Here is a 14,007-nt window from a genome sequence, read left to right on the forward strand (position 1 = left end):
AGTGGCTTGGGCAGTCCGAGTCGATAAGGGAGAGGTAAAAATGAAGCGGTTACCAGTGGCAGTGCAAGGCATGGTATCGGTGGTGGTGTTGACCTGTGCATCGACGGCCAATGCCGTGAGCAATGATATCAGCGCTATCTTCAGACCCGATCCCTCGAGGCCTAACGAAAATACCTTTCGCAACATCACTCCGGTTTCGGGTTTTTGCGCAATGTATCCGGCGGTATGCGACGCGGAAAAAATGTCCAGCATCCAACTGCCCATTACCTTCGAGTCGACCGGTCCCATCCAGGCCGATCATGGGAGTGTCCGGCAAGGGGCAATGTTCGATGTGCCTACCACTTGGCGTCCGGCACAGGTGACCCATACCGGCACGGGTGAAACTGAAATCGTTCAAGTACGCATATCCGGCATAGGTTCTGGCTACCAACTTCCTGTCAGCGTAATCGACCTGGTGGGTGGGGAGGTCGGTCTCGCGACCGCCCATAGCAAGTTATGGGGCGGCTCCGCCTGGATACATGCGCCGTCGCCCTGTCGGTCCACCACTTTCGGGACCATGAACGAGCATATCTATAACTTTTTCTGGAAGACGCCGAGCGAGGCGGTGTGCGCCAAACAGTCCAGATTCTTGATCCCCAGCATGTCCTACCGCCCCATGGAATTTGCCTACGAACTGCGCACACCCAACCCCTTGAGGATGTCGTCCGGCCGATACACAGGTTCAGTGAGCTATGGGGTTGGACCGGGCCAGGACTTCGACATGGGCGACGTCATGCTCCCCAGTGACTCGGTGATCACCCTCAATCTGAAACTCGATGTCGAGCACAACCTCAAGGTCGAAGTGCCCCCCGGCGGCAACCGCGTCGAACTGGTGCCCCCGGAAGGCTGGCGAGCCTGGCTGAACAGCGGGACAAAACCGACGCGGCTGTTTCGTGACCAACGCTTCCATATCTCGGCCTCGACACGTTTCAAGATGGCGCTCGAATGCCAGACCGTCAGCGGCAATACCTGTGCGATTGCCGAAACCGGTAGCGGTCATGCCGTGCCGGTGGATGTCAGCGTGACCCTGCCCAACGGGCTGGCCGACGCCGCCGGGCAAGCGGTCAACCGCCGCCGCTTATTGCGTGATGGCAGCGGCACCGAGCTGTTCCTGCCGGGTTTTTACGTCGACCGCCGGTTGGGCACCCTGCATTTTGAGGTGGCCCGCGACAGCGTCGAAGAAATGTTGGGCAGCGGCGCCAGGGCCTATGCCGGCAGCGTCACGGTGATCTGGGATTCGGAAGTCTGAGGGCCCTCGAGGCCAGACATATTCAGTGATTTACGTTTAATGCATGAGGTTAAAGAAGCGATGAAACATCTATGGGCATGGATTGGGTTCTATCTGTTTTGCGGCATGGCCCAGGCCGGACCGCAAATCGGTGTCGGGGTGGTCTACGACTACCTGGACGGCGACAAAAGCACCTACATGAAGCGGGTGTTCAACGGCGGCACCTCCACGGCATTCGTCAAGGTCAACATCTTGGAAATTGTCTACAACGAGGATGGCACCTATCAGGAAGTGCCGCTGCAGAACCAGGCCAGTGCCATGGCCAAGGACGGTCTGATGGCCAGTCCTGCGCGGCTGATCGTGCCGGCCAACGGCATGCAGGGCACGCGCTTGCTGTTCATGGGCAACCGCGACAAGGAGCGTTACTTCCGGGTGCGTTTCGTGCCGGTGGTGCCTGAAGCTGAGGACGATTTTGCCATCAGCGCACAGGAGCGCGAAGAGTACAAGAAGGAACGCGTGGCGGCGGGGGTCAAGGTCTTGGCGGGTTACGGCACGGTGTTTTTCGTGCGCCCCAAGGACAGCCGTTTCGAGACGGTAATCGATGACAGCGCCGGGCGTTACTCGATGCGTAACAACGGCAACAGCGTGGTGATCATCGATGAGTTCAAGGACTGTTCAGCGAAGGCGGAACACGACTGCCGGCCAACCACCAAGCACCACATCATGGCCGGTCGCACATTTTCCTTCGACAAGGAATCGGGGCGTGAATATCGCTTCACGCTGATCGAGGGCGGCCAGAGCAAAGCCGTCGAGATCAAGGGTTGACGGTTGCCGTCGCCGAACCGTCATTGACGCTACAGGTAATCAAAATGTCCCAGACACTGTTACGCCCTCTCGTATTGACTGTTCTTGCATGGCTCTGGAGCCCGGCTTGGGGGGCGATTGAACGCGAGACCTTCGAACTCCACGTGACCATTCCGACAGCCGAGTTCTATGTGCTGCCCCTTGATCCGCAATTGGTCCAACGTGAACAACGCTTGCCGTACAACAGCATTACAAACGACCTCAGGCCGCTCCGGGCGACCTACGAGGTGAAGAACAGCAACGGCTCCATCGGCGCGCGCCTGGCACAAGAGGCCTATCTATTCAATGGACGTGATCGTATCGACTTGCGGGTGAAGTTCAACGACGTTGAATTGACCCTTGACTCGACACAAGTGGTTTCGGCCGTCGAGGCCAGGCCCGGACGTCAGGTACCCCTGGAAATCGCCGCCATCAGGCCCGGTGATGAATACCAACCCGGGGATTACTACGGCACCGTGCACATGGTGTTCGATGCGGTAGCGCCGTGAGGACCAATGGTACGAGCGTCCCGTGGCCAGAGATTGCCCCCGCACGGTCCTGTAGGAGCTGGCGAAGCCTGCGATCTTTTGATCTTGATCTTTCGCTTGAGACTCAAGTGGCTGGGACAAGATCGCAGCCTCGTTGCACTCGACAGCTCCTACACGCCCCTACACGCTCCTCCAGGCGCAGCCCTGCGGGAGCATGCCCCATCGCCAAAAGGCGGTATTCACTTCGTTTCATCAATCAGAAAAGGTACCAAGCATGTTTAGAAAAATGCTATGCGTTACTGGCCTTGCGGTCTTGAGCCCTTCCTGGGCATTCGCGGCCGATGACGCACGTTCATCCATCCATATCCGGGCGGACATTCCGACCCAGCAGTTCCATGTCCAGCCGCGCAATCCGGACTTCGGTCGGGACGAGGTCATGCATTACGATCCCGCGACCAATCGGTTGAGTTCGGTGCGCCAGACGTTCGATGTGAAGAATACCGAAGGCTCGGTCCATGCCTACATCGACGGCAACCAGGCTTGGCTGAGCAACGGCAGGGATAACATTCCGCTGCGTGTCATGTTCAACAACGTACGTCTAAACGGCACGCCTCAGGAAGTAGTGGATGACGTCACGTCCACTCCAGGCACTCAGGTGGAGATGCTCATCAGGCCTGACTCCATGGCCGTCGAACGTATCCCAGGTGTTTACACCGGTGATTTCATCGTCATGTTCGACGCTGTGCCCCGGGCCATGTAACAAGCAGCCCCAGGCCATGATTCACTGGCTCGCCACCAACGGCTTGCACTGGGTCTGGGTGCCCGGTTGCAGGTAGGGCGAAAGGAACGGTGCCATGCCCTTGAGCACCTGCACCGGCAAGGCCGAGGTGAATTTGAAGTTCTGCGCCGACGCACCTGGCACGTAGGCGGTCAGGGTGCCGAAATGGCTGTCGCCGATGTAGAAGACGAAGGTGGCGGTGCGGTTGATCGACTTGGAACTGATCACCCGCCCGCCGGAGCCGATGGCTTCGATGCGGTTGTCACCGGTGCCGGTTTTGCCACCCATGGCCAACGGTGTGCCATCGGCCAGTTTGAAACTGCCGGCAACGCGTTTCGCGGTGCCGGCATCCACCACCTGGGACAGCGCACCGCGCAAGGCCCGGGCCACTTCCACCGGCATCACGCGCTTGCCGTTATCCGGATCGCTCACCAGCCGTGTCTCGTAGGGGGTACCGACGGCAAAGTCCAGGCTGTCGACGCGCAGCGCGGGTTGGCGAATGCCATCGTTGAGGATGGTGCCCACCAGTTCCGCCAGCGCAGCAGGGCGGTCGCCGGAGCTGCCGATGGCGGTGGCCAGCGACGGCACCAGGTGGTCGAAGGGGTAGCCGACTTGTTGCCAGCGCTGGTGGATATCCAGGAAAGCTTCGATCTCCAGCATGGTGCGGATGCGACTGTCGCGGGCGCTCTTGTGCCGGCTCTTGAACAGCCAGCTGTAGACTTCCTGGCGCTCGAACTCACTGGCCTTGACGATCTGGCTGAACTTGGCGTCGGGGTTGTTCAGCAGGTAACCCATCAACCACAGGTCCAGCGGGTGGACCTTGGCGATGAAGCCTTGGTCCGGCAGGTCATAGGCGCCAGGGCCGTAGCTCTGGTAGAGCCGTTCCAGGCGTTCGTCGGTGAGTTTTTCGGCGCTCTTGGTCGACTTCAAGTGCGCACGCACGAAGCGGTTGAAGTTCGCCTGGCTGTCGTTGGGAAAAAAATAACGGTGCACGGCGGCCAGGCGGATCGCGGTAGGGCGCATGCCGTCGAGGAAGGTTTCGAGGCGCTGGCCGGTGTCCTTTTTCTGATACTTCTTCCAGAACCTGAGCAGGAACGACGTGCCTTCGCGGTCTGCGAACTGGGCCAGGTATTCCTGGCGGCGCGGGTCCTTGTCGTCCTTGAGCAGTTCGGAACTGTTATTGGGGCCGGCATAGGTGGCGTAGCGCACCAGGTCGCGCATCAGGCGGATGAACGGCAGGTTGATCGATTCACGCAGGGCGTCGCGCAGCGTGGGGATGCGACCGTTGTCCTCGTTACGGAAGTTGTGGAAAGTGTGCAGCCCGCCGCCCGTAAAAAATGCCTCGCCGGGGCTGGCTGAATAGGTGCGGTCCAGCGCGGCCTCGAGCATTTTCGGCAGGCTGCGGTCGGTGTTCTGGATCAGGTAGTCCACCGCCCAGCTGGAAAGGCGATCTTGTTCGGCGATGTCGACTTTCTTCAACGCCGCCGGGGTTTGCTGGGCATAGCGCTCGTGCAGCTCGGCGATGATCTGCAGATACGTGGTGAGCACTCGCAACTTGGCGGTGGAGCCTAGTTCCAGTTTGCTGCCTTCGTTGATGTCGAAGGGCTGGTCGGTGCTGTCGGTCTGCACCCGCACGCGCGAGCCATCGGGGGTCAGTTCCAGCAGGGTGAAGCTGTAGCGCACCTGGGTGGTGCTGGTGGGGGTCAGCAGGCGTTCGCCCATCAGGCCGATCTCGGTCGCGAAGGCCGGGTCGGCCAAGCGCTTGAGGTAGTCGGTGGCCTGGGCCTGCAAGTCGCTTTGCAAGGTGCTGGTGGCGGACAGGTCGAGGCGATCGAGGTCGTACAGCGGACGATTGAGCAGGGCGGCGAGGCGACTGCGGGCGGCGCTGATGCCTTTGTTGGTTTCGTTGGGCTGGACGGTCGGGTCCTGGACCCAGTCGCGATAACTGACCTTGCTCGCCAGGGCCGCCTCGGACAGTCCCGCATCGATCACGCCGTTCTGTGCCAATAGCCGGATGTGGCTGTCGGTCAGGCGCGCCAGTTCATCGTGGCCTTTGGACAGGTAATGGGAGGGGCGCCGCTGGGCGATCATCAACGACAGCATTTCCCGCAGGGCCAGGCCTTTTTCCGCCAGGCTCTTGGGGGCGGTGGCGGTACTGAACAGCTGTTCATTGGCCCGCTTGAAATCGGCGCCGTACCAGACCCGCAAGCCTTCAGCCATGCCATGGACTTCACCATGCCCGGGCACGGCGGAGAGCGGCACGCTGTTGAGGTAGTCGCGGATGATCCGCTGCCGCGCCTCGAGGGTTTGCGGACCGGCCTGATAAGCCCGCACGCTGGCGGAGATCATCTGGCGGATTTTCTCCGCGCCCGACACGGTGAGGCCCTCGGGCGAGTGCCGGTATTTTTCCAGTTGAGTCGCCAGCGTGCTGCCCCCGGCGGACTGCCCCGGCAGGCTCAACAGCTTGGCGACTTGCGACCAGGCTGCCATGCCGAAACGCGGCCAGTCCACTGCCGGGTTGGCCAAAGGTTGCTTGGGGTCGAGCAGAAAGCGGTTTTCGATAAACAACAGGCTCTGCACCACCACGGGCGGGATCGCTTCGAAGTTCGCATACAGTTGCTGCGGGTACTTGAACTGATAGACCGGCGCGGCGCGGCAGTCGGTGATGGTCAGGCCGGCCTGGATCTTTTCCTTATAGGGCACGAACAGGCCTTTCTCGACATAGCCCATCAAGGCCGGCGAGAACCGTGCCTGGGCCTGGATCACGTAGTCGCGCTTGAGCAGGCGCGGCAGGAATTCCCCCAGCGCGCTGTAGCCCAAGCGCCGGTCGAACGGGCCCGCGCCCGGGTAGACGATGGCATCGCTGGGCCCCGGCTGCACCGCATAGCTCAGGGACGCGGCGTACTTGCTGAGCTCCCGGGCTTGAAACCGCGAGGTGCGCATTTCCTTGGCCACCGCCAGGCCGACCACCACGACGATAATCAGCAGCAACAACCAGAATGCCCGCCAGCCATGCCGTGCGCGGCGTTTTTTTTGAGGTAAAGGCGCTTCTTCCATACGTTCAGCCGGGACCACAGGTTCATTCGAATCGGTTTGCCACAAAGCGCCCATAGTCGACTGATCCATTCACGCAGATTGATCGGACTTGCTTGAAGCTTAGACGGTGGTTGGCGTGGGGGAGGGGAAATTGTCGGCAAGCCCATACATGAGCACTTGTGAGATGCCATTGGCCAAGGAGCTTTTGTGGCGAGGGAGCTTGCTCCCGCTCGGCTGCGCAGCAGACGCAACGGTTGCATGGCTGTAGCGTTTTCCAAGGTGAAAAGCGAGGGCGGCTGCGCCACCCAGCGGGAGCAAGCTCCCTCGCCACGGGTACTACATTGTTTTCGGAAAAGTCGCTCGACCATTATCGCGTCGGATCGTCGCGGGCGAAGCTACCGTAAGTAGATCCCCAACCATAGGAAGCCAAGGAATGCATCCTTCACGCCCAAATTCTCATCGCTTGCGTCATGGACGCTCTTCGGAGTCGGGGCGAGGTTACCTCGTCACTGCGGTCGTTCACCAACGCACACCGATCTTCAATGACTTGCAACTGGGCCGCTTATTGGTGGCAGAAATGCGCCTGGCTCATGAGCGAGGCCAAATCAATTCGCTAGCCTGGGTTGTGATGCCGGACCACCTGCATTGGCTGGTGCAGCTAGAGCAAGCTCAGCTCACGCATGTGATGCAGGCAGTCAAGTCCCGCAGCACCCTCACAATCAATCGAGCAATGAACAGAAAAGGCGCCTTCTGGCAAAGCGGCTTCCATGACCGCGCGATCCGCGACAACGAGGACCTTCAGCCTTCCGCCCGCTACATCATTGCCAATCCGCTTCGTGCAGGGTTGGTGGAGCGCATTGGCGATTACCCGCTCTGGGACACGGTATGGCTCTAGCTGCTTTTTGTGGCGAGGGAGCTTGCTCCCGCTCGGCTGCGCAGCAGTCGCCCGCTTTAAAAGCCGAAAAGCGAGGGCGGCTTCGCCACCCAGCGGGAGCAAGCTCCCTCGCCACAAGGGGAGGTGGTAGCTGAAAGCCTTGCGCTAGAGCCATCGGCCCATGCCAAAACATGACGCTGCACCATTGCTGTGCAATACTCGGCGCCGTTTCTGTATGACCTGCAATCCCAGACAACGTCTCTCCAAAATCCACTTTCGGCGCAGGCTTATCCCTGAATTTTCCAGGTTTTACAGTGAAACTCTCTATCCCTGGCTTTTTATACTGCATGGCCCGCTGATCCTGAGGTTGTCGTTCCACAGGACGGTCTGCCCACAAGACAGACCCGGTTTCGGCAAGGCGACAGGCCTATCGACCTGTGGCCTTGGACACTCGGTGGGCTAATCCAATAACAAGACGAGGTTGTATCCCTATGCCTGTCGGCAATCATCTGCCCCATGGCGAGACCACCCAGGGTGGTCCGCTCAAACGTGAACTCGGTGAGCGGCATATCCGCCTGATGGCGCTCGGCGCCTGCATCGGTGTCGGGCTGTTCCTCGGTTCGGCCAAGGCCATTGAAATGGCCGGTCCGGCGATCATGCTGTCCTACATCCTTGGCGGCCTGGCGATCCTGGTGATCATGCGCGCCCTCGGCGAGATGGCCGTGCATAACCCGGTGGCCGGTTCGTTCAGCCGCTATGCCCAGGATTACCTCGGCCCGCTTGCAGGCTTCCTGACCGGTTGGAACTACTGGTTCCTGTGGCTGGTGACCTGCGTGGCGGAAATCACCGCGGTGGCGGTGTACATGGGCGTCTGGTTCCCTGACGTGCCTCGTTGGATCTGGGCCCTGGCGGCGCTGGTCAGCATGGGCTCGATCAATCTGATCGCGGTCAAGGCCTTCGGTGAGTTCGAATTCTGGTTCGCCCTGATCAAGATCGTCACCATCATCGCCATGGTCATCGGCGGCGTCGGCATCATCGCCTTTGGCTTCGGCAACGACGGCGTGGCCCTGGGTATTTCCAACCTCTGGACCCACGGCGGCTTCATGCCCAACGGCGTGCAGGGCGTGTTGATGTCCCTGCAAATGGTGATGTTCGCCTACCTGGGTGTGGAGATGATCGGCCTGACGGCCGGTGAGGCGAAGAATCCACAGAAAACTATCCCCAACGCCATCGGCTCGGTGTTCTGGCGGATCCTGCTGTTCTACGTGGGCGCGCTGTTCGTGATCCTGTCGATCTACCCGTGGAACGAGATCGGCACCCAGGGCAGCCCGTTCGTGATGACCTTCGAGCGCCTGGGCATCAAGACCGCCGCCGGCATCATCAACTTCGTGGTGATCACCGCCGCGCTGTCGTCCTGCAACGGCGGGATCTTCAGCACCGGGCGGATGCTCTACAGCCTGGCGCAGAATGGCCAGGCCCCGGCCGGTTTCGCCAAGACCTCGGCCAATGGCGTACCGCGTCGCGCATTGCTGTTGTCCATCGCCGCGTTGCTGCTAGGCGTGCTGCTCAATTACCTGGTGCCGGAGAAAGTCTTCGTCTGGGTGACGTCGATTGCCACGTTCGGCGCGATCTGGACCTGGGTGATGATCCTGCTGGCCCAGCTCAAGTTCCGCAAAAGCCTCAGCGCTTCCGAGCGTGCGGCGTTGAAATACCGCATGTGGCTGTACCCGGTCAGCTCGTACCTGGCGTTGGCCTTTTTGGTATTGGTGGTGGGGCTGATGGCGTACTTCCCGGATACCCGCGTGGCCTTGTACGTGGGCCCGGCGTTCCTGGTGTTGCTGACGGGGTTGTTTTATACCTTCAAGTTGCAGCCGACGGGTGATGTAGAGGGTTCGGTGCGTTCGGTTTCGTAAGTGGATGGCGATGTATAGGAAAGCCCCGGTCGGATGATCGGGGCTTTTTTTTAGAGTGGCCTGTTAGTTCTTACAGTAGACGTCGTGCTGCGAGGAACCTAAATTGAGTGGCACCAGCCAAACGCCGACCGGGCCAGCAGCGCCCGTGAAAACGATAAGGGTGATTTTCTCAGCTAATCGATGATTGGGCGGGTCAATAGAATATTCATTGGCAGATATCCAGCTTGATATCGCTCCGGTTGGTAGCGTTTCGAGGGCGTTGCGTATGAACGTTTCGCTGATTTTTTACCGCGAACTCAATCGCCGCCAGATCATGTTCTTTTTTCTGGTGGCGACCCTACTGTATGTTCTGCCGCTGATTCTCGTTGATTTTCGGTATACCGACGATAGCTGGCGGACACTGGTAGCTGGCAATGGCTGGGCTAGCCAAGGGCGCTGGTTTACTGATCTGTTGTACCAAGCGCTTTCTTTCACCAGCGCCGCGCCGGACATTTTCCCGGCGCCTTTGTTGCTTGCTGTATTGGCGATGTCCCTGGCCCTGACCCGCCTGACCTACCACTATTTTCCCGAGCCGACGCTAGCCTGCTGCTTCGTGTCCTTGCCTCTCTGGTACAACCCCTTCCTGTTGCAGAACCTGTCGTATCAATACGATGGGCCCGGTATGGCGCTGAGTCTGGTGGCGGTTATTGGTGCAACGACTTTTCGCAGCGCCTCGCCCATGCGCCAGTGGTGGGTGCCGGTGGCCTTGTTGGTGTTGGCGTTCGGGCTTTACCAGATCAGTTTCAATGTATTCCTGGGGTTGATTTGCTTGGACCTGTTCAGGGCTGCATGCAAACCGCTGCCATGGCGACAGTGGTGGGCAATGTTGGGTGGCAGGCTTGCTCAGCTTGGCTTGGCCATTCTGATCTACTGCGTCATCACGCTCTCGTCCATAGAGACGACGCGGACTGCATTGCTGAACTGGAAAGCTGATCCACTCCGCCAGATTGGTTTCAATATCGGCACGGTCTTGGAAAAGATTGCGCTGTTGTTCCACGGTGGGTACGCCTGGGTATTTGCCGTCCTGGCATTGTGTTCGCTGATCGGTGCCTTACGCTTGGGGTGCCGGATAGGGACCCGTGAAGAGCCACGGTGGAAAACAATCGTCTTGGGTTTGATCTGTTTACTGGCGCTTTGTTTGTTGGTTTTTCTGGTGCCTGGCATCACCGTGTTTTTTCGCGACTTCAATGAAGGCGCCCGCACCTTGATGGGCTTCGGGGTGCTAGTGATGTCGCTGTCTTATTTTGCGTACCAAGCCCTTGTTCCGATCCATCGCCGACTGCCGGTGTTGCTGGTCATTCCGCTTCTGGCGACGCTTTCGTTGTCTTTCGCCTACGGTCGAGTCCTGACCTTGGAAAAAACCTTCGCCAACGGTGCGCTCTACAGTTTGAGCTACGACATTACTTCGCGCCGAGAGCTGTACGAAGCCAAGCGGATCTATATGTCGCGGACCTATTCCTCCCACTGGCTGGCCAGTGCCTGCGGCTCGTTCGAACAGCTGCCGGTTCTGCATTATCTGCTTAACATCGACTACTTCATCCTTCCGGAAAGCCCACGCTTCATGAGCATCACTCACGTGGTGATCGAACGCGAGCGGCGCAACGCGACCCATGTCGGTTACTTGGGATATACGCCCATCGTGGACAACCAGCATTACCGGATTTATCTGCTCGGCGATTATGGCTTCATCGTCATGAAGGAACCGTCTAGATTTGGATCGCCGCGCTGCAATGAGCACCGCTTGGAGTGATAAGCACCTGTTAGTTCTTACAGTAGACCGCGTATCGATGGGCCCCTAGATTAAGTATCGCCTGAAGCACCAACCCGGTAGGGAATGGAATGAACGCGATATGGAAAGGTTTTGTTACCTACGCACTGGTGGGTGTGGCCAATACGCTGATCCATTGGCAGATCTTTTTCGTCCTGCGCGTGGGGGCCGGCCTCGATCAGTCGACGAGTAATTTTGTTGCGTTTTGCGTGGCGGCTTCATTTTCTTTTTATGTCAATGCGCTCTATACCTTCGAGGCCAAACGCTCGGTGCCGCGCTATGTCCTTTTTCTCTGTGTCATGGGTGCGCTCAGTTTCATCGTGGGGTATTTGGGGGATCGCTGGCAACTCCACGGTTTGCTGACCGTAACGGCTTTTTCGTTGGTGAGTTTGGTGATTGGTTTTCTATTTTCACGGTTTGTGGTGTTTCGCGGGCACCGCACATGAAAATCTCGCTGGTTGTGCCGGTTTTCAATGAAGAGCAAACCCTCGAACTGTTCTACAAAAGCGTTCGCCAGCATCCGGTGCTGGTCGGCTACAGCGTAGAGATCGTGTTTATCAACGATGGCAGCGCTGACCAGACTGGTTTTTTGGCTCGCGACATTGCGCTGGCCGACAACTTGGTTGTGTTGATCGACCTTTCTCGAAATTTTGGCAAGGAGTCGGCATTGTTTGCCGGGATTGAGCATGCCAGTGGCAATGTAGTGATCCCGATGGATGTGGACCTGCAAGACCCCGTCGACGTTATTCCGAGGCTGATTGCCGAGTGGGAGAAGGGCGCCGAGGTTGTGCTGGCGAAGCGTCGTGATCGCTCATCCGATAGTTATCTCAAGCGTGGATGCGCTGCGCTGTTCTATCGCCTTCTCGATCGGATAGCCTCGCCTCATATCGAGCGGAACGTGGGCGATTTTCGACTGATGGATCGCAAGGTCGTGGAGGTTATCAAGACCCTTCCCGAGTACCAGCTCTTCATGAAAGGCGTGCTGTCGTGGGCCGGTTTCAATACCGTCATTATTGAATACGATCGCGCAGGTCGTGCCGCTGGCTGCAGCAAATTCAACGGCTGGAAACTGTGGAATCTGGCGCTCGAAGGCATCACTTCGTTCAGCACCGTGCCGTTGCGGTTGTGGACTTATGTCGGCGGTTGCATCTCGTTGATTTCGCTGTTGTATGCCACCTGCCTGATTCTGGACAAGTTGCTCAATGGAACCGATTTGCCTGGTTATCCATCACTTATGACCGCGATCCTATTCCTTGGAGGCGTGCAGCTGATTGGTATTGGGGTGTTGGGTGAGTACATCGGACGGATCTATCTGGAGACGAAGCATCGGCCAAGGTATGTCATTAGGGAGGTGATCCGTGGCAAATAGATGGAAATACAGGAATAACATTAGAGAGCCTGTGCTGAGTATTTTGTTTTCGGTATTTCGGTACAGAGTACTGTGGGCCGAAAAGGTAATGACAGGAAAAGAGGTGCTGGCTTTTTTTACGATCGCATCTTTTATTTATATTTTGCCATTCATTAGTGCAGATTACGCTTACGTAGATGATAATTGGCGGTTGCTCTTGTTGGCAGGTGATGACTGGCGGAATGCTGGCAGGATTTTTATTGAGATTTTTGTGAAATTTCTAACGTTCAATAATGCAACATTGAACATATTTCCGTTCCCTCTGTTGGTTGCCACGTTAGCACTGGCTTTGGCCATGAGTCGTTTGACATTTCTATACTTTCCCAAACCCGATTTCACAGCCTGCTTGGTTGTGCTCCCAATTTTATGTAGCCCATTTTTTATTGGAAATATAACTTATCAGTACGATGGTCCGGGAATGATGCTTGCCGTAGTAGCTGCGATCTATGCAATGACTTGTACTTTCGAACGAGGTACATTTCGACGGCTACTAGCGGTATTGCTTGTGACCGCTACCTTAAGTCTCTACCAACTGTCCATAAGTGTGTTCGTAGGCCTATGTTTGATTGAATTCGTATGGAATGTACGAAGCGGAAGAGCTGCGAACGAAACTTTACATGTACTTGCACAACGCGGATTACAACTCATGCTGGGTGGGGGCTTGTATTATTTGACTACCTTTCAGATGATTTCTAATCCTCGAGGTGGTCTCATTTTGTCTGATCATGCATGGCCGGAAATTGTGATCGCCAGGATGGAGTATTCGTTGGAAAATATTTCTCAGCTTGTAACGGCGGGGAATCTTTACTTAGTGTTATTTTTGGTGTTGTCGGCAGGCGCTGGATTGGGGGTGGTTATTAAGACAGTTTTTTCGTTGGAAGGAGGGTGGAAAAAAATTGTCCCGATTCTGATGCTGCTTGTTTGTGTGGTCCCAGCGATGATTGTTTGTGTCCCTGGTACTATGCTGTTTCTAGTGGAGCAGCCCCAAAATGCCCGGAACTATATGGGTTTTTCGACGGTATTGGTTTTTTTATTTATCTTGAGTTGGGAATTTTTGGGGCGCACTTGGAAAGTGTTAAGGTTGCTTCTTATCATTCCTGTATTGTGTATGTTTTCTTTTTGTTATGCGTATGGGCAAGTCATTATCGCAAAAAAAGAACTTGAAACTGCGATGGCTACTTTTGTTGCTTACGACATCAACAGGACAAAAGGTTTCTGGGGGGGCGAGGTGCTTTACTATATTGGGGCTCCTTCTACTGGTAATTGGCTGCCAAAGGGCTATCACGCGATGAGTTATATGCCGACATTGCGATTTATTTTAAGTGACGATAATGCATTGTTGCATCCTCATTTTTTAACTCGGCAGGGTATCAATAATGTAGTTGATGGGAAGAGAGCAGCGTTTGATGCCGCTACGTCCGATGGTAAAATATATGTGCGGGTAGTGGATAGAAAATTCTATTCTTTTTATGTCACTGAGGCAGGTAATTTTATTGTCATGAAAGATATAACGGATCCTGAAAGCTACGTAGAAAAACCACGGTGATAACTTCATCAAACAGGGTGGTTGCTCGAAAACCGAGCGCTGGACCG

At 56.9% G+C, this 14,007-nt stretch carries 11 protein-coding genes; 10 read left to right on the forward strand and 1 reads right to left on the reverse strand.

The features are described 5' to 3' along the window. Positions 1-40: 40 nt before the first annotated feature. The 4 genes from LQ215_RS15565 to LQ215_RS15580 all read left to right on the forward strand — a co-directional run bounded on the left by LQ215_RS15565 (position 41) and on the right by LQ215_RS15580 (position 3,358). The gene (locus LQ215_RS15565; RefSeq protein WP_436839582.1) at positions 41-1,288 is read left to right on the forward strand and encodes a hypothetical protein; all 1,248 of its coding nucleotides are present in this window, start codon (positions 41-43) and stop codon (positions 1,286-1,288) included. A 60-nt stretch (positions 1,289-1,348) separates the two neighbouring features. Further along, positions 1,349-2,092 carry a molecular chaperone gene (locus LQ215_RS15570; RefSeq protein WP_230151152.1) on the forward strand — a complete coding sequence of 248 codons (744 nt, stop codon included), beginning with the start codon at positions 1,349-1,351 and terminating at the stop codon, positions 2,090-2,092. A gap of 143 nt (positions 2,093-2,235) precedes the next feature. Beyond that, on the forward strand, positions 2,236-2,619 hold the full coding sequence (locus tag LQ215_RS15575; RefSeq protein WP_230151153.1) for a CS1 type fimbrial major subunit: 384 nt from the start codon (positions 2,236-2,238) through the stop codon (positions 2,617-2,619). A gap of 253 nt (positions 2,620-2,872) precedes the next feature. Next, positions 2,873-3,358: a CS1 type fimbrial major subunit gene (locus LQ215_RS15580; RefSeq protein WP_230151154.1), complete on the forward strand. Its 486-nt coding sequence runs from the start codon at positions 2,873-2,875 to the stop codon at positions 3,356-3,358. A gap of 21 nt (positions 3,359-3,379) precedes the next feature. Here LQ215_RS15580 and LQ215_RS15585 read toward each other — a convergent pair whose 3' ends face one another. Next, entirely contained in the window at positions 3,380-6,487 is a 3,108-nt protein-coding gene (locus tag LQ215_RS15585; RefSeq protein ID WP_230151155.1) for a transglycosylase domain-containing protein, read from the reverse strand. A 358-nt stretch (positions 6,488-6,845) separates the two neighbouring features. On the opposite strand from LQ215_RS15585, the gene LQ215_RS15590 reads away from it, so the two are divergent. The 6 genes from LQ215_RS15590 (at position 6,846) to LQ215_RS15615 (ending at position 13,960) form a co-directional block, all read left to right on the forward strand. Further along, the gene (locus LQ215_RS15590) at positions 6,846-7,307 is read left to right on the forward strand and encodes an REP-associated tyrosine transposase (RefSeq protein ID WP_230151156.1); all 462 of its coding nucleotides are present in this window, start codon (positions 6,846-6,848) and stop codon (positions 7,305-7,307) included. A 470-nt stretch (positions 7,308-7,777) separates the two neighbouring features. After that, positions 7,778-9,199 carry an amino acid permease gene (locus LQ215_RS15595; protein WP_230151158.1) on the forward strand — a complete coding sequence of 474 codons (1,422 nt, stop codon included), beginning with the start codon at positions 7,778-7,780 and terminating at the stop codon, positions 9,197-9,199. Positions 9,200-9,464: 265 nt separating this feature from the next. Continuing rightward, on the forward strand, positions 9,465-10,988 hold the full coding sequence (locus LQ215_RS15600) for a glucosyltransferase domain-containing protein (protein WP_230151159.1): 1,524 nt from the start codon (positions 9,465-9,467) through the stop codon (positions 10,986-10,988). A gap of 89 nt (positions 10,989-11,077) precedes the next feature. After that, positions 11,078-11,452 carry a GtrA family protein gene (locus tag LQ215_RS15605; RefSeq protein ID WP_230151160.1) on the forward strand — a complete coding sequence of 125 codons (375 nt, stop codon included), beginning with the start codon at positions 11,078-11,080 and terminating at the stop codon, positions 11,450-11,452. Next, positions 11,449-12,375 (forward strand): glycosyltransferase family 2 protein, encoded by a 927-nt coding sequence (locus tag LQ215_RS15610; protein ID WP_230151162.1) that lies wholly within the window; start codon positions 11,449-11,451, stop codon positions 12,373-12,375. Before LQ215_RS15605 ends, LQ215_RS15610 begins: the two co-directional genes overlap by 4 nt. Further along, positions 12,365-13,960 (forward strand): glucosyltransferase domain-containing protein, encoded by a 1,596-nt coding sequence (locus LQ215_RS15615; protein WP_230151164.1) that lies wholly within the window; start codon positions 12,365-12,367, stop codon positions 13,958-13,960. Before LQ215_RS15610 ends, LQ215_RS15615 begins: the two co-directional genes overlap by 11 nt. Positions 13,961-14,007: the final 47 nt, after the last annotated feature.

This window comes from Pseudomonas brassicacearum, from assembly GCF_918698105.1.
In the GTDB taxonomy this organism is placed as follows: domain Bacteria; phylum Pseudomonadota; class Gammaproteobacteria; order Pseudomonadales; family Pseudomonadaceae; genus Aquipseudomonas; species Aquipseudomonas brassicacearum_F.

Coding starts and splice junctions, on each gene's coding strand:
- LQ215_RS15565 (WP_436839582.1), top strand. CDS start 41: ATGAAGCGGTTACCAGTGGCAGTGCAAGGCATGGTATCGGTGGTGGTG.
- LQ215_RS15570 (WP_230151152.1), top strand. CDS start 1,349: ATGAAACATCTATGGGCATGGATTGGGTTCTATCTGTTTTGCGGCATG.
- LQ215_RS15580 (WP_230151154.1), top strand. CDS start 2,873: ATGTTTAGAAAAATGCTATGCGTTACTGGCCTTGCGGTCTTGAGCCCT.
- LQ215_RS15585 (WP_230151155.1), bottom strand. CDS start 6,487: ATGGGCGCTTTGTGGCAAACCGATTCGAATGAACCTGTGGTCCCGGCT.
- LQ215_RS15590 (WP_230151156.1), top strand. CDS start 6,846: ATGCATCCTTCACGCCCAAATTCTCATCGCTTGCGTCATGGACGCTCT.
- LQ215_RS15595 (WP_230151158.1), top strand. CDS start 7,778: ATGCCTGTCGGCAATCATCTGCCCCATGGCGAGACCACCCAGGGTGGT.
- LQ215_RS15600 (WP_230151159.1), top strand. CDS start 9,465: ATGAACGTTTCGCTGATTTTTTACCGCGAACTCAATCGCCGCCAGATC.
- LQ215_RS15605 (WP_230151160.1), top strand. CDS start 11,078: ATGAACGCGATATGGAAAGGTTTTGTTACCTACGCACTGGTGGGTGTG.
- LQ215_RS15610 (WP_230151162.1), top strand. CDS start 11,449: ATGAAAATCTCGCTGGTTGTGCCGGTTTTCAATGAAGAGCAAACCCTC.